21 protein-coding genes are annotated in these 22736 nt (G+C 56.8%); 3 read left to right on the top strand and 18 right to left on the bottom strand.

Features of this window, described 5'->3' with window-relative positions:
- Window positions 1-27: 27 nt before the first annotated feature.
- From BMZ35_RS15075 to BMZ35_RS15035, 9 genes are all read right to left on the bottom strand, one after another.
- Window positions 28-969 carry an aminotransferase class IV gene (locus BMZ35_RS15075; RefSeq protein ID WP_093094688.1) on the bottom strand — a complete coding sequence of 314 codons (942 nt, stop codon included), beginning with the start codon at window positions 967-969 and terminating at the stop codon, window positions 28-30.
- Between the two features lie 102 nt (window positions 970-1071).
- Window positions 1072-1581 (bottom strand): OsmC family protein, encoded by a 510-nt coding sequence (locus tag BMZ35_RS15070; RefSeq protein WP_093094687.1) that lies wholly within the window; start codon window positions 1579-1581, stop codon window positions 1072-1074.
- Window positions 1578-2468 carry a fumarylacetoacetate hydrolase family protein gene (locus tag BMZ35_RS15065; protein WP_093094686.1) on the bottom strand — a complete coding sequence of 297 codons (891 nt, stop codon included), beginning with the start codon at window positions 2466-2468 and terminating at the stop codon, window positions 1578-1580. Before BMZ35_RS15065 ends, BMZ35_RS15070 begins: the two co-directional genes overlap by 4 nt.
- 5 nt (window positions 2469-2473) lie before the next feature.
- Window positions 2474-3250 (bottom strand): cyclase family protein, encoded by a 777-nt coding sequence (locus BMZ35_RS15060; RefSeq protein WP_093094685.1) that lies wholly within the window; start codon window positions 3248-3250, stop codon window positions 2474-2476.
- A gap of 13 nt (window positions 3251-3263) precedes the next feature.
- Window positions 3264-4571 carry a TRAP transporter large permease gene (locus BMZ35_RS15055; RefSeq protein WP_093094684.1) on the bottom strand — a complete coding sequence of 436 codons (1308 nt, stop codon included), beginning with the start codon at window positions 4569-4571 and terminating at the stop codon, window positions 3264-3266.
- Window positions 4568-5140, bottom strand: coding sequence for a TRAP transporter small permease subunit (locus BMZ35_RS15050; protein ID WP_093094683.1), 573 nt, complete (start codon window positions 5138-5140; stop codon window positions 4568-4570). Before BMZ35_RS15050 ends, BMZ35_RS15055 begins: the two co-directional genes overlap by 4 nt.
- A gap of 78 nt (window positions 5141-5218) precedes the next feature.
- The gene (locus BMZ35_RS15045; RefSeq protein ID WP_242654817.1) at window positions 5219-6292 is read right to left on the bottom strand and encodes a C4-dicarboxylate TRAP transporter substrate-binding protein; all 1074 of its coding nucleotides are present in this window, start codon (window positions 6290-6292) and stop codon (window positions 5219-5221) included.
- Between the two features lie 36 nt (window positions 6293-6328).
- A complete protein-coding gene (locus tag BMZ35_RS15040) occupies window positions 6329-6979 on the bottom strand; it encodes a TetR/AcrR family transcriptional regulator (RefSeq protein ID WP_093094682.1) in 651 nt (216 codons plus the stop codon).
- Between the two features lie 115 nt (window positions 6980-7094).
- Window positions 7095-8360, bottom strand: coding sequence for an NAD(P)/FAD-dependent oxidoreductase (locus BMZ35_RS15035; RefSeq protein WP_093094681.1), 1266 nt, complete (start codon window positions 8358-8360; stop codon window positions 7095-7097).
- Window positions 8361-8496: 136 nt separating this feature from the next.
- On the opposite strand from BMZ35_RS15035, the gene BMZ35_RS15030 reads away from it, so the two are divergent.
- The gene (locus BMZ35_RS15030; RefSeq protein ID WP_093094680.1) at window positions 8497-8898 is read left to right on the top strand and encodes a rhodanese-like domain-containing protein; all 402 of its coding nucleotides are present in this window, start codon (window positions 8497-8499) and stop codon (window positions 8896-8898) included.
- Between the two features lie 133 nt (window positions 8899-9031).
- Here BMZ35_RS15030 and BMZ35_RS15025 read toward each other — a convergent pair whose 3' ends face one another.
- From BMZ35_RS15025 to BMZ35_RS14990, 8 genes are all read right to left on the bottom strand, one after another.
- Window positions 9032-10417, bottom strand: coding sequence for an aspartate aminotransferase family protein (locus BMZ35_RS15025; RefSeq protein ID WP_093094679.1), 1386 nt, complete (start codon window positions 10415-10417; stop codon window positions 9032-9034).
- Window positions 10418-10601: 184 nt separating this feature from the next.
- Window positions 10602-11747: an iron-containing alcohol dehydrogenase gene (locus tag BMZ35_RS15020; RefSeq protein ID WP_093094678.1), complete on the bottom strand. Its 1146-nt coding sequence runs from the start codon at window positions 11745-11747 to the stop codon at window positions 10602-10604.
- A gap of 5 nt (window positions 11748-11752) precedes the next feature.
- Window positions 11753-13126, bottom strand: coding sequence for an aldehyde dehydrogenase family protein (locus BMZ35_RS15015; RefSeq protein WP_093094677.1), 1374 nt, complete (start codon window positions 13124-13126; stop codon window positions 11753-11755).
- Window positions 13127-13129: 3 nt separating this feature from the next.
- On the bottom strand, window positions 13130-14494 hold the full coding sequence (locus BMZ35_RS15010; protein WP_093094676.1) for a glutamine synthetase family protein: 1365 nt from the start codon (window positions 14492-14494) through the stop codon (window positions 13130-13132).
- A 64-nt stretch (window positions 14495-14558) separates the two neighbouring features.
- Window positions 14559-15590 (bottom strand): TRAP transporter substrate-binding protein, encoded by a 1032-nt coding sequence (locus tag BMZ35_RS15005; protein ID WP_093094675.1) that lies wholly within the window; start codon window positions 15588-15590, stop codon window positions 14559-14561.
- A 46-nt stretch (window positions 15591-15636) separates the two neighbouring features.
- Window positions 15637-16965, bottom strand: a complete 1329-nt coding sequence (locus tag BMZ35_RS15000; RefSeq protein WP_093094674.1) for a TRAP transporter large permease — start codon at window positions 16963-16965, stop codon at window positions 15637-15639.
- Window positions 16965-17534 (bottom strand): TRAP transporter small permease subunit, encoded by a 570-nt coding sequence (locus tag BMZ35_RS14995; protein WP_093094673.1) that lies wholly within the window; start codon window positions 17532-17534, stop codon window positions 16965-16967. Before BMZ35_RS14995 ends, BMZ35_RS15000 begins: the two co-directional genes overlap by 1 nt.
- Window positions 17531-18301 (bottom strand): N-formylglutamate amidohydrolase, encoded by a 771-nt coding sequence (locus tag BMZ35_RS14990; protein WP_093094672.1) that lies wholly within the window; start codon window positions 18299-18301, stop codon window positions 17531-17533. Before BMZ35_RS14990 ends, BMZ35_RS14995 begins: the two co-directional genes overlap by 4 nt.
- A gap of 117 nt (window positions 18302-18418) precedes the next feature.
- Between BMZ35_RS14990 and BMZ35_RS14985 the strand changes: the two genes are divergently transcribed.
- Both BMZ35_RS14985 and BMZ35_RS14980 read left to right on the top strand, forming a co-directional pair.
- Window positions 18419-19291, top strand: a complete 873-nt coding sequence (locus BMZ35_RS14985) for a MurR/RpiR family transcriptional regulator (protein ID WP_093094671.1) — start codon at window positions 18419-18421, stop codon at window positions 19289-19291.
- A 99-nt stretch (window positions 19292-19390) separates the two neighbouring features.
- A complete protein-coding gene (locus BMZ35_RS14980; protein ID WP_093094670.1) occupies window positions 19391-21385 on the top strand; it encodes a sensor histidine kinase in 1995 nt (664 codons plus the stop codon).
- A gap of 7 nt (window positions 21386-21392) precedes the next feature.
- On the opposite strand, the gene BMZ35_RS14975 is transcribed toward BMZ35_RS14980, so the two are convergent.
- The gene (locus tag BMZ35_RS14975; protein WP_093094669.1) at window positions 21393-22733 is read right to left on the bottom strand and encodes a sigma-54-dependent transcriptional regulator; all 1341 of its coding nucleotides are present in this window, start codon (window positions 22731-22733) and stop codon (window positions 21393-21395) included.
- Between the last annotated feature and the right edge of the window lie 3 nt (window positions 22734-22736).

Raw genomic sequence — 22736 nt, 5'->3', positions numbered from 1 at the left:
TCCCGGTTTCCCCTACGACGTGGCCGATTATCGCGCCGCTTTCTGACGCGCAACCGTCTCGGCAATGAGCGCCTTGTAGAGCGCGCGAATGCGTTTGGTCACCGGCCCCGCCCCGGCCTCGGTCCCGATCTTGCGCCCGTCAATCTCGGCCACCGGTGTCTGCGCGCCAAAGGTCCCCGTCAAAAAGGCTTCATCGGCGCTGTAGGCTTCATAAAGGGAAAAATTCTTTTCCCGCACAGGCATGGCATTCTCGTGGCACAGGTCGATCACCTTCTGGCGCGTCACGCCGTTCATGCAATAATCCCCGGTCGACGTCCAAACCTCACCACGCCGCACGATGAAAAAATTGCACGCGTTGGTCGTGTTCACGAACCCATGCGGATCCAGCATCAGCGCTTCATCCGCTCCCGCCTGCTCAGCCTGCAAACAGGCGATCACACAGTTCAGCTTGGAATGGCTGTTGAACTTGGCGTCCTGACTATGCGGCAAGCCCCGCACCTGCGGCACCGACGCCAGCCGGATGCCCGCTTTCTGCAGGCTTTCGGCCGGTTTGGAATGCTCGACAATCGCAACAATCGTCGGCCCAAAGCGCGACAGCCCCGGATGCTGGAATGGCTTCGCCTTGCGCCCCCGCGTGATCATCAACCGGCAATGCCCATCGTCAGTCATGCCATTGGCCGCTGCAGTGCGATCCAGAATGTCTCGGATATCCTCAGGGCCGAGACCGATATCCAGCGAGACCGCCTTGAGCGAGCTGAACAGGCGGTCCATGTGCTCTTCAAAAAAGGCCCACTCGCCATCATAGAGCCGCATCCCCTCCCACATACCATCCCCCAGCATGAAGCCGCTGTCATAGACCGACACGACGGCCTCGTGCTTGGGAACGATCTCGCCGTTCACATAGATCTTGATATGCTCGTTGCGATCATCCGCCTGGGCGTCATGTGTGGAATGGCTGGGGGTGTTCATCAAAGGCTCCATCCTGCCGTCTGGGTTAGGCTGTTGTGCTGCACCCTAGGCAATCCCTGATCGTCTTCCAATGCCTTTTGCGCACAGCATGAAACCGCGGGTTCAGTCGACCTCGATCCAATCCTCTCCCTGACGAATGCGATGCCGGATCGTGTTCGACTGGCCCAATGTTTGCTCGATGAAACAGCCCTTCTTGGCCGCGTCGATCAACGCGTGTTGATCGGCCATCGGCGCGTCACTATCCAGCGCGATGTCGATCTCGAACGACTTGGGCGCCGTTTCATACACCCGGTCCTTGGCCGCCCAATCCCATTGCACGCGCACATCTACCGAGAGATCATTGAGTGGCACGCGAAGGCGTTTCGCAAAGGCGCGGATCTGGGTCATGATGCACCCCGTCAACCCGCCCACAAACAGCGCGAGCGGCGGCGGGGCCGAACTGTCTCCGCCATGAAACGGGCCCTCATCGGTGGCAAGTTCAAAACGTTCCTCAAAGGGTTTCACCATGCACACAACCAGTTCGTTGCGCATCTTGCCAACCGCCTGACCGTGACAATCAAACTGCACCACCGCCCTTTGCGGCATGGTCTCGGGTGTCACCGCATCGCTCATTTGCCTTGCCTCACGATCCGGTTGGCCAGGGTTCCGATCTTTTCAATCTCAAGTTCAAAAAGATCACCGGGTTGAAGTTTCTTGCCGATCTCCAGACCACAGCCCGTTCCAACGGTTCCCGACCCGATCAACTCGCCCGGATACAACGTCTCAGAAGCCGAGATATGGGCGAGAATCGCGCCAAAATCATGGTGCATCTGCGAGGAGTTCCCGCCACCCCAGCGTTCGCCATTTACCCGCGCTTCCATGTTAAGCGACACCGGATGCGCAACCTCGTCTGCGGTCAGGATAAAGGGCCCAAGGATGTTGCCGGTGTCGAAATCCTTGCCCTTGGCCGGCCCCAACTGCCCGGGCATCTCGACCATCTGCGCATCCCGTGCCGAGACATCGTTGAGGATGGAATAGCCAAAGATGTGATCCTCGGCGTCTTCCGATTTGATATCGCGTCCTTTCTTGCCAACCACGATGGCCAGCTCCAGTTCGATATCAAGGAACTCGGCATAAGCGGGCCATTCAACCTCTGCGCCATGCCCGACAAAGGACATCCTGTTGCCCTTGTAATAGATCGGCTGCTTGTACCAGACGGGGGGAATGTCAAAGGGGCGTCCCGTCATCTTGGTCGCGGCTGCAAAGCTGTTGATCAGATGCTGTTCAAAGACCAGACAATCGCGGTATTGCACCGGCATGATCGGCGGCAGGAACCGAACATCCGTTTGCGCGATCACTTCGCCTCGTGCCGCCAATGCATCGGCGGCTTGATCCAGCCCGGTCTGCCCCGCCTCGATCAGCGCCAGCATGTCGGAATACATACCCAGCACCACCAGCCCGTCATCACTTGCGGCAACAAGTTTCTTGGCCCCCAAATGCTCTACAGTTCCCAATCGCATATTGCTTACTCCTCGAAAATCGCAACCGCACGGGTAAAGCCCGCGCTCGCGCCCTTGATCTTGTATGGGAAACAGGAAATCTCGAACCCGGACGCCGGGAGCGTTTCCAGCGCGGTGAGTTTCTCCATATGGCAATAGCCGATCTCCATCGACGCACGATGGCCTTCCCAGATGATCTTGGCGTCACCCGTCTTGGCATATTCCTGAGCGGTGAGGGCAAAGGGCGCGTCCCAGCTCCAGGCATCCGTCCCAGTCACACGCACGCCACGCTCCAAGAGGTACATCGTCGCCTCCCGCCCCATGCCGCAGCCCTTCATCAGGTAATCCGGCTTGCCGTAATGCGCCCCTGCCGAGGTGTTGACCACAACGATGTCCAGCGGGCGCAACTCGTGACCAATCCGCTTAAGTTCCGCTTCCACATCCGCTGCCGTCACGACGTAACCGTCATCAAAGTCGCGAAAATCAAGCTTAACGCCGGGATTTAAACACCACTCCAACGGCACCTCGTCGATGGTGATCGCTCGCTCGCCGTTGTTCATGGTGGAATGGTGATGATAGGGCGCGTCCAGATGGGTGCCGTTATGCGTTGCAATCTGCAGCATCTCGACCGCCCACCCCTCACCACCCGGAAGGTCTTCTTTCTTCAACCCCGGAAAGAACGACATCACCTGTTCGGCGGTTTGTTCATGGGACATGTACGTGATCTCGGGCAGCATGATCGGTGGATCACTGACTATGCCAGCTTCGAGCGGCACAGACAGGTCTACGTATCGGCGGGGCATGACGGCTCCTTTCCTAGATGAGCGCAGTGGCGAGTTGTGGAAAAACAAGAACCAGTCCCAGAAGGACCAGCATCAGAAGGGCAAAGGGTGCCGCGCCTCGGAAAATGTCGCCCAACGTGATCTCGGGATCGTCCAAGGCGGACTTGATAACAAAGACCGAGATACCGAATGGCGGTGTCAGCAACCCGATTTCGACCGCGATGATGGTGATGATCCCGAACCAGATCAGATCAACTTGCATCGTAGCTAGGACCGGCAGCATGAGCGGCACGAGAATGAGCATGATGGAAGAACTGTCCAGGACCGTTCCCATGACGATTACCAGCCCCACATAGGCAAGGATTATCCCCCAGAAACCGATATCTGCAGACGCGACAAAACTTCCAAATTCTGCGGGGACACCGGAAAGCGCCAACATGCGCGAATACATCTGGGCGGCAATGATCAGGAAACAGATGGACGCGGTGACAAGCCCTGTGTCGTTCAAAACCTGCCAGAAATCGCGCCAACTCAGCGAACGCCGCGCCAATCCAATGACGATCGCCCCAAAGCAGCCGACGGCCCCCGCTTCGATCGGCGTAAAAAACCCGGCGTATAGCCCGCCGAGCACAAGCCCGATCAAAAGCGCCAATGGCAAACCCTTGACCAACAGCTCCCTCCGGCTGAGCACGGGCATGTCATCTGCATCCCGCATCGATCCAAGTCCAGACGGGTTCAGATGAGCTGTCAGCCAGATACCTCCGCCAAAAAGCAGCGCCAGCACCACGCCCGGAAGAACGCCCGCAATGAACAGATCTCCGACTGACTGCTCCGTCAGCAACCCGTACAGGATCAACAGCAGGGATGGCGGGATCAGCATTCCCAGCACGGACGACCCTGCTACCACTCCGACCGAAAACCGCGCCGAATAGCCATGCCGCATCATCTCTGGCACTGCGATCCGCGTGAACACGGCAGCGGACGCAATCGAAATTCCTGTAATCGCGGCAAAAATGGCATTCGCGCCAACAGTCCCGATTCCAAGCCCCCCCTTGAGGCGGCGAAACAGGTGATTGGCCACATCGAACGCGTCGCGCCCCATTCCCGACACCGAGACAATATAGCCCATCAACACGAACAGGGGCACGACCCCGAAAAAGTAGCTGGAAATGGTCTTGCTAGCCGCCAGGGCGAGAAGCTTACCCGCAAGTATAGGCGATCCCTTGATCAACCAGACGCCACCAAAAGACGACAGCATGAGCGCGAAAGGCACCCAGAGCCCCAAGTAAACCAGCACAACCATCACGCCAAAGGACGCCATTCCGATTTCGAACGGGCTCATGCATCAGTCTCCTGATAGCCGAACAGCCTGAACAGGGCCGTCGCGGCGAACATGATCAGTTGGATGATCAGGGCGATACACCCAATCAGGATGATGAGCTTCACAGGCCAGACCGGGGCAGTAAAATCACCCACCGTGCCTTCGAAGGTTCCCCGCTTCCAGCTTTTCACGAACAGAGGCCAAGAGGCGGCATAGAGTTGCCAGACCAAGGCGACAGAAGCGATGGCGAATAAAAAATCGACTCCGTGTCGAAGCTTGGAAGCCCGCTTGTCCAGAAAGCCAAGCAAAGCTTCGGTTCGGGTCAAACGCCCCTTGCGAAAGGCCTGGGCGATTTGCAGGAAGACGATGGCAACAATGGACATCGACACCATTTCCGGAACGCCGGATATCGGCGCGTCCAGGAAGTTACGCCCAAAAACATCCAGATTGACCAGCAACATGATACCCACGATGAGTACCGTGCCGGTCACGTTCAGAGCCGCTGTTGTGCCGTCTACCGTCCATTGAAGCAGACGAAACCAATGCGGGCCAATTGATGCCTCCTCGGCTTCCACCTTGTTCTGGGTCATCGAATGCCCGCTCTTTCTCTGGATGGCTTGGAACCAAGCGCCCACACTTGGGCGCTTGGTCAATGTCAAACGGGCAGGTTATTCCTGATCCCAATTGCGTACAGGCTGCGCGCCAGCGGCCCGCATCGTGTCCATGTAGTCTTTGAGAACGGCGGAACCGTTAACCCCGGCGTCGTCAAGTTTTTCGGCCCAAACCTTGGCGACATTGTCCATACCCGCAGCCCACTGAGCGCGGAAACCCTCGTCAACTTCGGTCACGGTTGCCCCCTGCGACGTCATGATCTCCAGAAACTTGGAAACCGATGCGTCCAGATCGGCATGATAGGCGATACGGTCGGCCTCGGCTGCGTCGCGCAGAGCCTGTTGCACGGCCGGATCAAGACCATCGAACCAATCCTTGTTCGCGGCAAACCCGCCCGCATATTGCGCGCCAAAACCGACCTTGGTGATATAGGGCGCGACCTCGTGCAGCTTGCCCGGCAACGCCGCCGACGCGAACACAATCACACCGTCATACACACCTGTCTTTATCTCGTTGTAATAGGTGGTCAGATTGCCAGACACGCCCACCGCGCCGGTCCCCTTCAACCAGTTCACCGCCGGTCCGGGCGCGCCGATCTTGCGGCCTTCGAGATCCGCTATGCTTTTGACGGGGAAGTTGGTCATCAAAAGGTAGTCATCAATCCCGATGGCCCCCCCGAGATACTCGAGACCGTTCGCTTCCCAAGCGGCCTTCATGTCGGCGTTGCTGCTTTGCAGCTTGTCCATCCATTCGCTGACCAGCGTACTGTCCGAAACAACAAATGGGGTGAAATAGGTCACGTTCTGCGGGGCCAGCTTTGCGGGATCAAACAACGACGACACCAGCCCAATTTCCGCCAGCCCCTCTTCCACCGCCTCAAGTTCTTCGCCGACCTTTGCGAGCGACCCGCCATATTGTTCGGACCATTCGATGGTTGTCCCGCTGCCTTCCAACGCCTTGTTCACCGCCGGTATGAACGTCTGGCTTGCATGCTTGACCCAGCGAAAGACGGGCGGATGCCCGGCAACGATGGTCACGTTCATCGTTTCGGCCAGCGCCACACCTGCTCCACTCACCCCAGCAACCGCCAGAGTTGCGGCCACAACGCCACTTCTCAGAAACTGTTTCACTTTCTTCTCCTCCCAGTTTTAACTCTGCCGGTCTCCTCAAACCAGCGCGCGGATGCCTCCGCATACAAATGGCACGATTCTGGACATCATGGCGTCAGCATCGCGATCATCACACGCCCCCTCTGACAGACGCCCAGGCCGGCCTGTTTTGGCCATCATCGTCACTCCCACGCCAATCGCGAACAAATATGCCCAGACGGCATCGGGACGGCTCAATCCGGGAACGACGCGTTGCAGGGCGTCAATGTATTTGATCGCGATCGGATCATAGTATTTCTCAGCCAATGCCTGATCGCGCGCATCCGCCGAGTTGGCCACAGACGCAAGAATGCGCGCGTACGCACCCATATCCGCTTCATCTTCGCGACCGACTTCAATTGTCGGGCGAAACAAGGAATCCACGACGGTTTCGAGCGTCGGGTCTTGCGGCTGGTCAAAAAGTGCCGCGAGCAGAGCAGCACGCGTACCGTTAATGAATTCGGCGCGCCGCGCGACCATCGCCTCAAATAACCGCGACTTGTTCTTAAAATGATAGTGAATAAGCGCTTGGGCCACATTTGCCCGTTGCGCAATCACGCGCAATGAGGCGCCATCGTAGCCACTTTCGGCAAATTCGACTTCGGCCGCATCCAGAATCGCATCGAACCTGTTTTCCCCGCCTTTTTGAATTTTTGCCGCAGCTGGCATCAAGGTTGACCTCCATCAATCCCCTAACTGATCGCCCAGTCAGTTTTTTCGCTAGAAAGCTCTTGAGTCAATGTTTTTGTTAAAAGCGGGTTGCATACCTTTTGAGAAAGCGCCCTCAGAAACTTCTCAGAAGCTGGGACGCAGCAAAAGCCGTGTTGTAGAATCCAGTTTTTGCTTTCCGGAATCTCACAGGTGTGGGCGTTGTCACCGGTATGGGGAAGGGCCGCTCTTTCTTTCCTGCAAACAGGTCGGCCAGCGCTTTGCCAAACATGGTGCCCGTGGTAATGCCGCGACCGTTGTAACCACAGGGCGCAAACAGCCCGTCAGCCAGTTTGAATATGCGGAACACGTGGTCCGGAGTCATCGCGATCTGGCCGTGCCAAACGTTGTCAAACTTCACACGGCCCAATTCCGGATAGAGACGTCTCAGCGTTGCGGTGGCCCACCGCTGTGACAAGCCCGACCTACCGCCCAATGCAGCCCCCATTGATCCTATGACAAGGCGCCCCGCCGCATCGCGCCGCAACGAAAACATGACCGGTGCCGTGTCCCAAAGCCCCTGCCCTTCAGGCAGGATATGCGCTGCGCGCGCGCCCAAGGGTTCGGTTGCCAGCTGAAAGAAGTGAATCATCGTGTAGGTCTGACGCAATCCGGGCCAAAGGTCGTCCGAATAGGCGTTCGTTCCCAGCACCACATATCGGGCGGAAACCGAACCACGGTCGGTGATGACCCGCCACCTCTCACCAGCTCGTTCAAGGCAAAGCGCCCTTGTTCCGGTTGAGATGGTTGCGCCAGCACCCAACGCCGCGCGGGCCAATCCGCGCACGTACCCCATCGGGTTCAACGTGCCCGCACGGCGATCCAATAAACTGCCGTGAAACCGATCCGACCCAGTTTTGCGGGCGGTTTCTTCGGCATCCAGCAGATCAACAGACACTCCTATCTGTCTCCATCCTTCTGCCCGGCGTTCCAATCCCCGGTACCCGCCCGGAGAATGTGCCGCATGAATAGTACCATTTCGGACCGGTTCGCATCGTATCTGGTGTTTTTCGATCAACTCGAACACATAGTTCGGCATGATGCCCATCGTCTCGACTAGGCCACGCGCCGTTTTGTTATCCAGATGTTTGGCGATATCCTGAGGCGGCAACCAAAGGCCAGCATTGACCAGACCGACGTTCCGACCCGATCCGCCATGCCCGATCTGATTTGCTTCAAGTACATGGCAGGCCAGCCCTTCCTCGGCGCAATGCAGTGCAGTCGACAGGCCAGTATAGCCCCCCCCAACGATCGCAACATCACAGGAGGCATCACCGTCCAGAGCTTCGGTGCGTGCAGGTTCGCGGGCCGTCAGGTCCCAAACAGAGATCGGCTCATTCATAGCCCGGAATCCAATATTTTGAGATGCGGAGGTACCACGCCCGGACCGGGCGGGGCGTGGATAACTTGCGGCACACATTCCGGTGTGTCAACAAGACGGCAGGCTAACGACATGCGCGACAATGGAGGGATCAGTCATGAACCGCCTCAAGACATCTTCCGCCGAGATGGTCCAAAAAGCACGCGACCGGATCGAAGAAATCGAAACTTCGGACCTGATCAGGATGGCAAACGATCCGAACGTTGTCATCGTTGACCTGCGAGATGTCCGAGAGCGTCAGAAACTAGGCTATATCCCCGGCAGTTTTCATTGCCCCCGAGGTATGCTCGAATTCTGGGTCGACCCTGAAAGCCCATATTTCAAAGAGATTTTCGCTGAGCCAAAGAAGTTCGTCTTTCACTGCGCAAGTGGCTGGCGTTCAGCGTTATCGGTCGCCTTGCTCAACGACATGGGGTTCGAAGCAGCCCACCTGAAAGAAGGGTTCTCGACCTGGGAAAAGCATGGCGGCCCGGTCGCATTCCCATCCTCCCCGGCGTGATGGGAGCCGTGATCGCGCGGCGGGAAGCCCACCCTTGAACGCGAACACGAAATTCGAGAACCTCATACTCCGAATAGCGTCAGTTCAGACCATCAAGACGGCCTGAAACTGATGCAAGCTTGATGGTGGCGCATCAGCGCGCCACCAAACCCTCGGCCTCGGCGAATGCCAGAGTGTCTTCGAGCGTTTTCCCGAACCGGGCGACCATCTCGCACACCTGTTCTTCGGTGATGATCAAAGGCGGGCAAAAGGCGATCGCGTCCTTGATGTTGCGGATAATCAAACCATGATCATGCGCGCGTTCGAAAAAGAACGCGCCGACTTTGCCTTCCGGATCAAACCGGGTGCGACTGGACTTGTCTGCGACCAGTTGAACAGCAGCAATCAGACCGACGCCGCGTATTTCACCTACAAGCGGGTGATCGGCAAAACGCGCCAGTTCAGACTGCAGAACCTTTCCCATTGCAGCGGCGTTGCCGACAAGATCCTGTTCTTCGATGATGGCGATGTTCTCCAACCCGACGGCTGTCGCAACGGGGTGCCCGGTACCGGTAAACCCGTGACCAAGCGTGCCAAGCCTTTCCGAGTGATCCGCAATCGCCTGGTAGATGGCATCCGTCATCATGATCGCGGCCAATGGCTGGTAGGACGATGTAATCTGCTTGGACAACACCATGATATCAGGAGTGATGCCGAACGTGTCGGAAGCGAACATCTTGCCCGTCCGACCAAAGCCAGTGATGACTTCATCCGCAATCAGTAGAACATCGTACTTATGGCAGACGGCCTGCACTTTTTGCCAATACCCCGCAGGCGGCACCAGAACACCACCCGCGCCAATCAGAGGTTCGCCGATGAAGGCCGCAACCGTTTCGGGACCTTCTTCCAGGATCGTCGCTTCGATTTCATCAGCCAGACGCTGGGCAAATGCCTCCTCGCTCTCGCCTTCCTCGGCAAAGAAATATGCGTGCGGCGTGGTCACATGACGCACCGGGATCGCGGGCAGGTCAAAGCTTGCGTGGTTCCACGGCAAACCTGTCAATGATCCCGAGGCCACGGTGATTCCGTGATATCCACCGGTTCTGGCGATGAACTTCTTCTTTTCCGGGCGGCCCAATGCGTTGTTGAGGAACCAGATCAGCTTGATCACAGTGTCGTTCGCCTCGGAGCCCGAGTTGGTGAAGAACACTTTGGTCAGATGCTCGGGGGTGAGTTCGACCAACTTGTCAGCAAGACGCGCTGCCGGGCCGTGCGTTTTCTGAGCGAACACGTGGTAGTAGGGCAGTTTGGCCATCTGCTCCGCAGCCGCATCCACAAGGCGTTTCTGATTGAAACCGACCGCGACCGACCAAAGGCCAGCGAGACCTTCGATGTACTCGTTTCCTTGTTCGTCGCGCACAAAAATACCATCCCCTTCCGCCATCACACGGGGCCCCACGGCCTCGAGCTTACGGGCGTTGGTGTAGGGATGCAGATGCGCGGCCTTGTCCAATTCCGCGGTCGAGTTTTGGCGTGTCATCAGCGTGTCTCCTGTTTCGGCGCTTTCTCTCTACCATGGCGCTAGCATTTCAGTCCCGCCCGTTCAATCTGTGCGCAGTAGCGGCTGACCTTAGGTCATCCGCGCATCCGTTTTGCAGGCCGCCCATCCCCCTGCGCTTTCAGGCAGGTCGAAACGTGTTCGGCGATACTCTAGCTGAGGGCCTTCAAACGATTTTGAGCAACAACTCGCGTGTGTTCTCTGCCGTCATCTCAATCGGGTTGCCACCAGTGCTCGGGTCAATCAACGCACCTTGCACGATCCGGTCGATATCAGGGTTTTCGATACCCAAACCGGCAAGTGATTTGGGAATGCCTAGTGAATCGTTCAGTTCATCGACATAAGCACAGAACCCTTCAAAGCCCCCCACAATCCCCAAATAGTTTGCCGCCTGAGAAAAAACGCCTTCGATGGCAGGTCGGTTGAATTGAAGAACGGCTGGCATACAGACCGCATTCGTCGTGCCATGATGTGTGTGATAGATCGCCCCGATCGGATGGGACAACGCATGAATGGCTCCCAGCCCTTTCTGGAATGCCGTGGCCCCCATGGCGGCGGCCGACATCATATGCGACCGAGCCTCGATATCCGCCCCGTCCGCATAGGCGCGCGGCAGGTATTCCTTGACAAGCCGCATACCTTCCAGGGCCATCCCCTGTGACATTGGATGATAATGCGGCGAACTGAATGCCTCGACACAATGTGCAAAAGCATCAAGCCCGGTTCCCGCCGTTATGAACGGGGGCATTCCCACGGTGAGCTCCGGATCACAAATCACAACGGTCGGCAAGAACTTCGGATGGAAGATAATCTTCTTTTCCTCGGTTTCGGAATTGGTGATCACCGAGGCCCGACCGACTTCTGAACCGGTGCCTGCCGTGGTCGGCACAGCCACGATTGGGGCAATAGCGTCCGCATCTGCGCGCGTCCACCAATCCCCGATATCCTCGAAGTCCCAGAGGGGGCGGGTCTGACCTGCCCAGAAAGCCACCAGCTTTCCAAGGTCCAGCCCCGAGCCGCCGCCGAAAGCTACAACGCCGTCGTGACCGCCGTCCTTGAACGCCTTTACCCCTGCCTCGGCGTTCTTTTCGTTCGGGTTAGGATCGACATCGGCAAAGATCACCCGTCCCAACCCGGCTTCTTCAAGCAAATCCAGCGTGCGTTGCGTGATGTCCATGTTCGCCAGTCCGCGATCCGTGATCAGCAGCGGCTTTTTTATCCCGGCCGCCGTGCAGGCATCAGCGATTTCCGAAATGCGGCCCGCGCCGAAACGCACCGATGTCGGATAGGACCAGTTTGCAGTAAGTGACATGTTCTTCAGGCCTTTTTCAGGTGGTATGATTTGGGTCGGGTCAGATTGTGATAGCCGATGACGGACAGGCCACCGCCGCGCCCAGTGTCTTTGCAGCCAGTCCAGCACAGGCCCGGATCAAGATAGTCTGCCCGGTTAAGGAAGACCGTTCCAGTTTCTATCTGGTCGCCAATTGCTTCCGCCCGCCCGGGGTCCTTGGTCCACAGTGAGGCAGTCAGGCCAAAATCGCTGTCATTCATCAAGGTAATCGCTTCGGCATCATCGCGTACCGGCATGATACCGACTACCGGACCAAAGCTCTCTTCTCGCATGACCCGCATGTCGTGGGTTACGTTGGTCAGGATTTGCGGCATCAGGTACGCGCCGCCGTCCTGCGGAAACAGTGCCTGATCGATATGCGCTTTTGCGCCTGCTGCCACCGCATCGGCCACCTGCCCGCGTACTTCGTCGGCAAAGCGTACATGCGCCATCGGGCCAAGCGTCGTCACGGGATCGAGCGGGTTACCGAGCTTGTAGGCGCTCACTATCGCCACGGCCTTTTCCACGAACCGATCGAACAGGGATTCTGCGACGTAAATCCGTTCTATCCCGCAGCAACACTGCCCAGAGTTAAACATGGCGCCATCAATAAGCGTGTCCACAGCAGCGTCCAGATCCGCGTCATCCATGACATAGCCGGGGTCCTTGCCCCCAAGTTCCAGCCCCAGGCCAGTAAATGTCCCGCTGGCAGCAGCTTCCATGGCTTTGCCCCCGTTCACCGACCCGGTGAAGTTCACATAGCCGAAGGAACGTTCCGCGATCAGCTCGGATGTCGTGGTGTGATCCAGGAAGACGTTCTGGAACACGTCTTCTGGGATGCCGGCCGCGTGGAACGCAGCTGCCATGCGCTCACCTACTAAAGGCGTTTGCGACGCATGTTTGAGCATAACAGTGTTGCCAGCGATAAGTGCAGGCGCAACGGTGTTGATGGCCGTCATGTAGGGATAGTTCCACGGCGCCACCACAAAAACCACACCGTGCGGGACACGCTTGATGACCCGCCGGAAGGCGCCGCTGTCCTCAACCTCTATTGGGGCCAACGCGCTTTCGGCGATCTCTGCCATGTAGCTTGCGCGTTCATTAAACCCACCGAATTCGCCGCCATAGCGAACGGGGCGACCCATCTGCCAGGCGATTTCCGGCACGATTTCGTCGTTCATTTCGCCTACACGTGCCACCCCGGCCTGCACAAGCGCTACCCTCTCGGACAGTGGACGAGCCGCCCAACCTACCTGTGCAGCTGTGGCGCGCGCCACAGCCGCGCGCGCTTCCTGAGCGCTCAGTGTCTCACGTTCAGCGTATACCGATCCATCAATCGGCGAGATACATCTGATGGTCATTTGTCAGGCCCTTTCAAAGCCACGCGCGACTTCCCAATCCGTCACGATACGATCAAACTCTTCCTGCTCCCATTCCGCTGCGCGGGTATAGTGATCAACCACGTCATCGCCCATCGCCTCGCGAAGGAAAGCCGAATTGCGCAGCGTCTCGGTGGCATGGCGCAGGGTCTGGGGAATGTCCTGCGCCTTGGCGTCCTCATACACGTCCCCAACCGTCGCGGGTGTCAGCTCCATCTTGTCTTCAATCCCCTTGATCCCCGCGGCAAGCATAGCAGCCTGCGCAAGATAGGGGTTGAGATCAGACCCTCCGATCCGGCATTCCACGCGCACGCCCTTGGTGCCATCGCCGCACAAACGGAACCCGGCAGTGCGGTTATCCACGGACCAAACCGTTTTGGTTGGGGCAAACGTGCCTTTGGCGAAGCGTTTGTAGCTGTTGACATAGGGCGCGAGAAAATAGGTGTAGTCCGGCGCATAGGCAATCAAACCGGCCATGTAATGGCGCATCAGGTCCGACTGTCCAAGCCTGTCCGAGGGATCAAAGAATGCAGGATTGCCGTCTTTCCACAGGGATTGATGCACATGCGATGATGATCCGACGCGATCATGATGCCACTTGGGCAGGAAGGTTGCGGCATGCCCGTTCTGCCACGCAATTTCCTTGATCGCGTGTTTTGCGATGGTGTGGTGGTCGGCGCAGTTCAACGCATGGTCATAACGGATGTTGAGTTCTTCCTGACCGGCTTCCGCCTCGCCCTTGGTGTTCTCGATGGGCAAACCCGCGTCAAATAGGTGATTGCGGATGGGCCGCATCACGCTTTCTTCCTTGGTGGTCTGCAGGATGTGGTAGTCCTCATTGTACCCGCTAATCGGCTCAAGGTTGCGGAAACCTTCCTTACGGATTTCGTCAAAGCTTTTCTCGAACAGGAAGAACTCCAGTTCCGTAGCCATCTTCGCCTCGAACCCAAGAGCCTCTAAGCGTGCAATCTGTTTTTTCAGTATTGAGCGCGGGGAGTGCGGCACCGGTTCATGCGTATGGTGATCCAGCACATCGCTAAGCACCATGGCGGTGCCCTCAAGCCAGGGGACAAGCCGGATTGTCTCGAGGTCCGGCTTCATTACGTAGTCGCCATAGCCCGAACGCCACGAGGTCGAAGCATAGCCCTCGGGCGTCGCCATCTCGAGATCAGTTGCCAGCAGGTAATTGCAGCAATGCGTTTCATTGTATGAGGTTTCCACGAAATTGTTCGCGTGAAACCGTTTGCCCATCAGGCGGCCTTGCATGTCCACAAGGCAGACCAATACTGTATCTATGGTGCCGTCTGCGACACGGGATTTCAGGGCATCGAAACTCAGCGTTCCAGGCATGGCTTGTCCACTTGCATGTTATAGGTTTGGAGGGGGGCAGCCAACAGGCCGCCCCGCTTCATTGTCAGCCGTAGCGATAAGGCCGACCAGCCTTGAGCATATCGGCATTGTATTTCTTGATGATATCCACCACGCGACGCTTGGTGTCGGATTCGGCAGCAATCTCTTCCCAGAATTCGAATGCGGCGGCTTCGACCGTTGCCCATTCCTCATCCGGAATCGAAGTCAGTTCCATCTTAGGACCATTGACGCGAAGATTGGCCTCGCCACCCCAATACCACCACTGACGATAGTAGTGCGACTGATCACAGCAAACGCGGAACAGCGTTTGCAGGTCTTCCGGCAACTCGTTCCAACGCTCCATATTGGCAAAGAACGATCCGGCCCAGGCACCCGAAATGTTGTTGGTCAGGAAGTAGTTGGTCACATCCGCCCAACCCACGGTATAGTCTTCGGTAATGCCCGACCATGCAATTCCGTCAAGCTCGCCCGTCTGCATGGCAACCTCAATATCTTCCCATGGCAGGTTGACCGGGATCACGCCAAACTGACTCAGGAAGCGGCCAGCCGTCGGGAAGGTAAAGACACGTTTGCCCTTCAGGTCGGCAAGGCTGCGGATCGGATCCTTGGTAGCAAAGTGACAGGGATCCCATGCACCGGCGCTGATGTGTTTAACGCCGACTTTGGAATATTCCTCGTCCCAGATTTCGTTCAATCCGTACTGGTTGAACAGCACCGGCACATCCAACGAATAGCGAGACGCAAACGGGAAATAGCCGCCAAAGACAGTCACCTCGGTGGGCGAAGCCATCGAGTCGTCATCCGACTGAACGGCGTCGATCGTGCCGCGCTGCATCGCCTGAAACAACTCGCCCGTGGGCACCAGCTGGTCAGCAAAGAAAAGCTCGATCTGCATCCGATCTCCGGCGATTTTGTTGAACATTTCAACAGCAGGCACGATCACATGCTCGGCCAGGGCAGCGCCGGCATAGGTCTGCATCCGCCACTTGATCGTGTTCTGCGCCAATGCGGGCGTCGCAAGAGCCGCCGCCGGCACAACGGCGGCGCCCTGGATAAACTTACGTCTTGTCGTCATGACTTCTCTCCTTTGTTGGTAAATCGGCCACATTGTCTGCGGCTCTTTATGGTTTGTTGTAAACGTAATCCGGTAACCAGGTCGCGATACCCGGAAAGACCATCACCAGAATGAGCGCCAGCACCATGACCATCACAAAGGGTGTGATTGAAGCGTAGATGTCACGCAGGCTGATCTCGGGCGGCGCCATCGCGCGCATCAGGAAAAGGTTGTAACCAAATGGCGGGGTCATATAGGCGATCTGGGTCGTGATCGTGTAGAGGATACCATACCAGATCAGGTCAAAACCAAGCTCCCCGACCAACGGCACATAAAGCGGTGCAACGATCACCAACATTGCCGTATCGTCAAGAAAAGTTCCCATGAGGATAAAACTCAGCTGCATGAGGATCAGGATCATCCATGGGCTGAGGTTAAGACGGTCGGTGAACAGGCTTTCAATCGCCTTGACAGCGCCCAACCCATCAAACACCGCGCCAAAAGCCAGCGCCGCGAGGATGATCCACATGAACATGCAGGTTATCCCGAGGGTATTGCGCACCGAGTTCTCGAACACTTCTCGCGTCATGCGGCCCTTGAACACTGCAGCCATGAAGGCCGCCAGCGCCCCTATCGCCGAGCTTTCCACGAGCGAGGTCCAGCCATTCACGAAAGGGATCATCATCGTCGCGAAAATGATGATAGGAAGCAGACCGGCCCGCAGCAGCCGCAGCTTTTCTGCACGGGGCATGTCGCGTTCATCCACCTTGAGAACCGGGCCGAGTTCGGGAGTAATGCGACAGCGCACGACAATGTAGATGATGAAAAGCGACGCCATCATCAGGCCGGGCAACACACCGGCGAGCCACAACTGGCCAACGGGTTGTCGAGCGATCATCGCGTAGAGAACAAGCACCACAGAGGGCGGCACGAGAATGCCGAGACTTGATCCTGCCTGAATCACCCCCGTCACCATCCTCTTGTCATAGCCACGCTTGAGCAGCTCCGGCAGCGCAATTGTCGACCCGATAGCCATCCCTGCCACGCTCAACCCGTTCATGGCCGATATCAGAACCATCAGCCCAATCGTGCCGATCGCCAACCCACCCCGAAGCCCGCCCGTCCAGACATGGAACATCTTGTAAAGATCGTCAGCAATTTTGCTTTCGGACAGCACGTATCCCATGAAGATGAACATCGGCAATGTCAGCAGCGGGTACCATTTCATGAGCTTCATCGCAGCGGAAAAACCGATGTCAAAACCGCCCCTGTCGCCCCACAACAAAAGGGCAGCCACAACGGCGATAAACCCGATTGCGCCAAACACGCGCTGCCCGGTCAGCAGCATCAGCATCATCGAGGAAAACATCAAAGTAGCAATCAATTCATAGGACATCAGATGTCTTCACCCTTGAGACGCAGGACGTCCTTGAAAAATTCAGCCACGCACTGCAGGATCATCAGGAACATGCCGACGATCATCACGACCTTGATGGGCCAGAGATACGGTCGCCAAGCAGTTGGTGAACGCTCCAGGCGACCAACCTCTTCGGTTCCGAACAGCACCCCAGCCAAATAGGAAACCGGCTCCGTCCCCCAGTAGCCAAGGCTGTAGGCCGTGGAGCTGATAGCGCCGAACAACAACACGAACAGATAGAAGATTAGCAAAAGTACTGTCACCAGATCGAACCAGGCTTTGCGCCGCGTGCTCCAGTCGCCATACAGCAGATCCATACGCACATTGGACCCCATCTGTATGGAGTACGGGCCGCCCAGTATGTAATAGGCCACCATCACAAACTGGGCCATTTCCAGCGTCCACAGTGATGGCAAAAAGAAGGTTTTGCTGATGGATGACCACAAAAGAATGCCCATCAGCACGAAGATCCCATACATCGCCAATCGTCCAATACGCAGGTTCACTGCATCGACAACCCCGACATACCCTCGCATCAATCCAATCATGAGGGTTCTCCATTGGAGACTAGGTCCCGCAGCGCATTTGAGACCCATCCGGAAATCATTTCCGCCATTTTGACCTGCTGCCGAGATGCCGTGATCAAGTCATTGCGAATTTCCAGCATGACATTCAGGTGCGCACCCGGCAGGGCATGTTCTCGCAAGGTGTGCGTTACCCCATGCTCGGGCCCATAAGGATCATTTCTCTCGACTTTCGCTTCAGTGTGCCCCGTCGCAATTGCCAGCATAGAGTCAGCCAACCGCGTGTCGACATCATGCAATACACCGATTTCCACCGCTCGTGTTTTACCATGGTAAACAGGCGTGAAGCTGTGCACAGTGACAATCACGGGCGCCTCGGTTTGTGACACCGTCTGCGCAAGAAGTGTGCGAAACGGCTCGTAATAGGTTGCCACACGAGCTGCGCGCGCGGCGTCGTTGAGCCCCACATTCCCCGGTACATCCACGATCTCACTGCGCGCTGGCATCGCGTCCGGGGCCTCAGGCGGTCTGTTGCAATCATAGACCAGTCGGGACACCCCGCTGACAACTAGCTTTGCGTCCAAGATGCGCGCCATGCGCTCCGCCACAGCAAGTGCACCAGGATCCCAGGCGACATGACTTTGCCGGAACTCTTCTGCCACTCCGAGATTGTCGAGCGCATCAGGAATGAAACTGGAGGCATGTTCGCACACCAGGACAACGGAAGACCTGCCGTCCGAATTAATGATGCGCGCAACGCCCTCATAATCTTCTGCTGTGCTTTGATGCATTTGTTCCCTCGCAGGCTCCAACGTGCTGCGTCATGAAGGAGTCTGTCAACAAAATTCTGAAAGATTTTTTTCACCTCCCTAATTTTTGTAATATAAACGATCAAAATGGAGTCACACATGTCCAGCTCAGACCTCACCATCTCCGACCGCATTCAACGAAAGTTGGACGAATTGACTCGTGCGGAACGCCAGCTTGCGCACTCCATTCTTGAAAATTATCCGGCCTCGGGGCTTGGCCCACTGACCGCGCTGGCCAAGGGCGCAAATGTTTCTGCACCGACCGTGGCCCGCATGGTGCAAAAGCTGGGATACAAAGGCTATCCGGAATTCCAGGCAGAGCTCCGTGAAGAGCTGAAAGCAAAAGCAAAAAACCCGATCGCCAAGCACGACGCCTGGGCGGAAGGTGCACCATCAGGGCACATGCTGAATCGTTTTACGGATGCGGTGATCGAAAACATCCGCCAAACCCTTGGGCAGATTGATCCGGACCAGTTTGACACAGCCTGCCAGATGGTCGCGGAGCCTCGCAGCCGGGTTTACATTGTGGGCGGTCGCATCACCCACACGCTCGCCGAATACTTGTTCCTTCACATGCAGGTCATCCGGCCAGAAGTGGTTCATATCCAATCAACCTCGAACGGTTGGCCGCATTACCTCTTGGACGTCAAGGAGGGAGACGTCTTTGTCATCTTCGATTTGCGCCGCTACGAAAACAACACGCTCAAGCTCGCCGAAATGGCGCACAAGAAAGGGGCAAAACTGATCCTGTTCACAGACCAATGGCGCTCTCCGGTCGATCGACTCACGGACATCACCTTTAGCGGACGCATTGTTGTACCCTCGGCCTGGGACTCAAACGTCACGTCCCTTTTGCTGATTGAATCGATGATTTCGACCGTACAGAACCTGTGCTGGGGTGACACGAAGGATCGGGCCGAAGCGCTGGAAGATATGTTCGACCAAACTATGCTGTTCCGCAAATTTACCTGAAGCAAAAGCTGACCGTCACCGAAAACGAATCCGCTTCATCTGGCTTGCGCTGCCACGACCATGTAGTGTGTGATCCACGCGGGTTTACATATTGGGCACATGCCACATGCCACGCAAACTGGAAAAATACTGTTGAGATCGGTCCGGCTCCGCCTCTTGACGCTGGCGCTCTTGCCAATGGTGGTTCTGATGCCCCTGATGCTCATGTGGGGCATCAATCGCTGGTCGTCGGAATATGACAATATCCTGATTGCAAATGTCGAAGGGGACCTCCGGATCGCCGAACAATACCTTGGACGCATTCTGGCTCGAACTGGCGCAAATGTGCAGGGTGTCGCCGAATCCGCCGTGTTTCTCGATCACCTCGAAAACGGTCCGGCCGAACTTTATGATTACCTTGCGCTCAAGCAAGCCGAAATGGAACTAGACTTTCTCTACTACCTGCCCCCCTTCGAGGTGCAGGAACCTGCCCGTACCTGGCCCGTCATCGACGCGGCCTCCACGGGCATCTTGTCGACAGATATCGATATATTTTCCTCCGAAAAGCTCAACAGCCTCTCTCTCGCTCTGGCGGAACGCGCCCGTATCCCCTTGATCGAGACGGTGGCTGCCGTCCCGACTTCGCGCATCATCGAGGACAGGGGAATGGTCATACACACCGCCAGTCCCGTGCGGTTCGAAAATGAACGTGGCGTTCTGGTCGGCGGGATTCTCCTGAACCGGAACCTCGACTTCATCGACACCATCAACAAGCTTGTCTATCTGAACGCCGCAACAGGGGGCGACCGTCAGGGCACCGCAACACTTTTCCTAGAAGATGTTCGGGTGTCCACGAACGTGCGCCTGTTTCAGGATGTCCGAGCTCTTGGCACGCGGGTCTCCGCGATTGTCCGCAGAGCGGTTCTGGATGAAGGACGGACTTGGCTGAACCGCGCCTTTGTCGTCAATGACTGGTACATTTCGGGTTACCTACCTGTCGTGGACAGCTTCGGTGACAAGGTCGGTATGCTGTACGTCGGTTTTCTGGAAGCGCCATTCGTCTCGGCCAAGCGTGCCATCAACCTTTCGATGTTCGCGGCCTTTCTCGTGCTGCTCGTTCTGTCGGTGCCATTCTTCCTGCGCATGGCACGCGGGATTTTTGCGCCACTGGAACGCATGATCCAAACCATGACTAAGGTAGAGAAGGGGGATCTGTCCGCGCGAAATCACGCCAAAGGTGCGAGTGACGAGATTGGCCAGGTTGCCTTGCATCTCGATACGTTGCTGGACCAGGTCCAAGAGCGCGACCATGCACTCCGCGCATGGGCAGACGAACTCAACGCACGTGTTGAAGAACGCACCGCGGAACTCAAGGAAGCCAATCAGAAGCTTGAGGAGACGTTCAAGCAATTGGTCATGAGCGAAAAGCTTGCATCTATTGGCGAAATCACTGCCGGGGTCGCGCATGAGATCAACAACCCAGTGGCCGTGATACAAGGAAATGTGGATGTCATTCGTCAGACGCTGGAAGGTCGCGCCAACGAGATTGCTACCGAGCTTGGATTGATCGACAGGCAAGTGCACAGAATCGAAACCATTGTCGGCAAGTTGCTTCAGTTTGCCCGCCCAACGGAATTCGGCACATACGAAGAGAGCGTGGACGTAGCCGCAGTGCTGGCAGACAGTCTGGTTCTTGTCGAGCATGTCATTTCAACGACGGAAATCGAAGTAACGACTGAATTTGGGCAGGCCCCCTTGGTCCGTATCAATCCCGGCGAACTGCAACAGGTCGTCGTGAATCTACTGGTCAACGCAGCGCAAGCGATGGGACAATGCGGAACGCTCTCCCTCACCCTGACATCCCAAAGCCAGAACGGAAAGACAGGAGCCTCTTTGCACATTGCCGATACCGGGCCGGGGATTCCCGAAGAAAACCTTAACACGCTTTTTGACCCATTCTTCACAACGAAACTTGCTGAAGGTACGGGTCTTGGACTCTCAATCAGCCAGACTCTGATACAGCGTGCGGGCGGTTTTATCCATGTGCGCAACCGGGAACGCGGGGGCGCTGAATTCACGGTGTGGTTGCCGGAAGACACTTTTCAATTGGGTTAAAAAGAGTTCAGAAACCCCATGCGGCACATTTCCTGTCGATCGTTTTGCGCGACACCCCCAAGCGGCGCGCGGCTTCGGCCCTGTTCCCACCGCTTTCGTCCAGAACGTGCATGATGTGGCGCTGCATGACCAGGTCAAGCGTTTCGATCGCACGGCTTCCGGTCACCTGCCCGCTTCCGGCGAACTTATCAGGGAAAGCCCCAAGAATCACAGACCTTTCGATAAGGTTGCGCAGTTCTCGCACATTTCCCGGCCAGTCATAACGTGCAAATTTCAAGAGGGTTTCCTCGTCAAGCTCCAATGCCGGCAAACCCAGGGTCGTTGAAAACTGCTGTATGAAAAGCGCAGCCAATTCAACGATGTCCTCGGATCGCTCCTTTAATGGGGGCATATCGATTTTGACAACGTTTATTCGATGATAGAGATCTGCACGGAATCGCCGTTCGGCTACGGCCTGCTCTAGGTCGGCATTGGTTGCGAAAAGAAACCGCAGGTTAAGAGGGATGTCACGTTCGGCCCCCACAGGGCGAATGCGCTGATCCTCCAGTACCCGCAGCAGGGCCGCCTGCACCTGATCAGGCATCTGTACGACCTCATCAAGGAACAGTGTCCCCCCCTCAGCATGCAGGAACAAGCCATCTTTCTGGCGTTCCTGCTCATCAATCAATCCAAATAATTCATGAGCAATACGATCCGGGGAAATGGCTGCACAATTTACGGCGACAAATGGCTTATCTGCCCGATCAGACATGGAATGCAAAGTGCGTGCAGCAACCTCCTTTCCCGTTCCTGTAGCTCCTGAGAACAGGACAGATGTCGGAAGCGGAGCAAGGCGGTTCAGGATATCCCGCACCTCGCAAATCGCGGCCGACTTGCCGAGCAGCCGTCCTTTGAGCACATTGCTCTCCACAGACAATTCGTGCTTGAGAAGAAAGTTTTCACGCCGCAGGTTCTGGCGGTCCAGAGCCCGTGCGGCAGCGTTCAAGATCTGGTTCGCCCGAAACGGCTTCAGAACAAAATCCGCGACGCCGGTACGTAGCGCCTTGATGGCCGTTTCCAAGTCGGCGTAGGCAGTGATCAGGATGGTATCGGAAAACAATCCCACATGACGCTGCTCGCGCACCCAATCCAACCCGGTCTTCCCAGGCATGATATTGTCAACAATCACAAGGTCAAAATAAGCTTGGTCGAGCATCTTGGTCGCTTCGGCTGCCGATTGCGCCTGTTCAACCCGTTTGCAACGCGGAGACAAAATCTTGGTCAAAAAGTTCCGCATGCCCGGTTCATCATCGACCACGAGAATCGAAGCATTGGCGAGACTGTCGCCATATTCGTCTTGCGAGGTCATGCT

Origin of the sequence: Shimia aestuarii (assembly GCF_900114635.1) — a bacterium.
In the GTDB taxonomy this organism is placed as follows: Bacteria; Pseudomonadota; Alphaproteobacteria; order Rhodobacterales; family Rhodobacteraceae; genus Shimia; species Shimia aestuarii.
This window is presented reverse-complemented; position numbering and strand designations above follow the sequence as displayed.

What these genes read in the sequence shown, in the direction of transcription:
- BMZ35_RS15060 (WP_093094685.1), bottom strand. Translation starts at nt 3,250, where the DNA reads ATGCCCCGCCGATACGTAGACCTGTCTGTGCCGCTCGAAGCTGGCATA.
- BMZ35_RS15010 (WP_093094676.1), bottom strand. Translation starts at nt 14,494, where the DNA reads ATGCCTGGAACGCTGAGTTTCGATGCCCTGAAATCCCGTGTCGCAGAC.
- BMZ35_RS15070 (WP_093094687.1), bottom strand. Translation starts at nt 1,581, where the DNA reads ATGAGCGATGCGGTGACACCCGAGACCATGCCGCAAAGGGCGGTGGTG.
- BMZ35_RS14990 (WP_093094672.1), bottom strand. Translation starts at nt 18,301, where the DNA reads ATGCATCAAAGCACAGCAGAAGATTATGAGGGCGTTGCGCGCATCATT.
- BMZ35_RS15020 (WP_093094678.1), bottom strand. Translation starts at nt 11,747, where the DNA reads ATGTCACTTACTGCAAACTGGTCCTATCCGACATCGGTGCGTTTCGGC.
- BMZ35_RS15025 (WP_093094679.1), bottom strand. Translation starts at nt 10,417, where the DNA reads ATGACACGCCAAAACTCGACCGCGGAATTGGACAAGGCCGCGCATCTG.
- BMZ35_RS15035 (WP_093094681.1), bottom strand. Translation starts at nt 8,360, where the DNA reads ATGAATGAGCCGATCTCTGTTTGGGACCTGACGGCCCGCGAACCTGCA.
- BMZ35_RS15040 (WP_093094682.1), bottom strand. Translation starts at nt 6,979, where the DNA reads ATGCCAGCTGCGGCAAAAATTCAAAAAGGCGGGGAAAACAGGTTCGAT.
- BMZ35_RS15055 (WP_093094684.1), bottom strand. Translation starts at nt 4,571, where the DNA reads ATGAGCCCGTTCGAAATCGGAATGGCGTCCTTTGGCGTGATGGTTGTG.
- BMZ35_RS15065 (WP_093094686.1), bottom strand. Translation starts at nt 2,468, where the DNA reads ATGCGATTGGGAACTGTAGAGCATTTGGGGGCCAAGAAACTTGTTGCC.
- BMZ35_RS14975 (WP_093094669.1), bottom strand. Translation starts at nt 22,733, where the DNA reads ATGACCTCGCAAGACGAATATGGCGACAGTCTCGCCAATGCTTCGATT.
- BMZ35_RS15005 (WP_093094675.1), bottom strand. Translation starts at nt 15,590, where the DNA reads ATGACGACAAGACGTAAGTTTATCCAGGGCGCCGCCGTTGTGCCGGCG.
- BMZ35_RS15075 (WP_093094688.1), bottom strand. Translation starts at nt 969, where the DNA reads ATGAACACCCCCAGCCATTCCACACATGACGCCCAGGCGGATGATCGC.
- BMZ35_RS14985 (WP_093094671.1), top strand. Translation starts at nt 18,419, where the DNA reads ATGTCCAGCTCAGACCTCACCATCTCCGACCGCATTCAACGAAAGTTG.
- BMZ35_RS15015 (WP_093094677.1), bottom strand. Translation starts at nt 13,126, where the DNA reads ATGACCATCAGATGTATCTCGCCGATTGATGGATCGGTATACGCTGAA.
- BMZ35_RS15050 (WP_093094683.1), bottom strand. Translation starts at nt 5,140, where the DNA reads ATGACCCAGAACAAGGTGGAAGCCGAGGAGGCATCAATTGGCCCGCAT.
- BMZ35_RS14995 (WP_093094673.1), bottom strand. Translation starts at nt 17,534, where the DNA reads ATGATTGGATTGATGCGAGGGTATGTCGGGGTTGTCGATGCAGTGAAC.
- BMZ35_RS15030 (WP_093094680.1), top strand. Translation starts at nt 8,497, where the DNA reads ATGAACCGCCTCAAGACATCTTCCGCCGAGATGGTCCAAAAAGCACGC.
- BMZ35_RS15000 (WP_093094674.1), bottom strand. Translation starts at nt 16,965, where the DNA reads ATGTCCTATGAATTGATTGCTACTTTGATGTTTTCCTCGATGATGCTG.
- BMZ35_RS14980 (WP_093094670.1), top strand. Translation starts at nt 19,391, where the DNA reads ATGCCACATGCCACGCAAACTGGAAAAATACTGTTGAGATCGGTCCGG.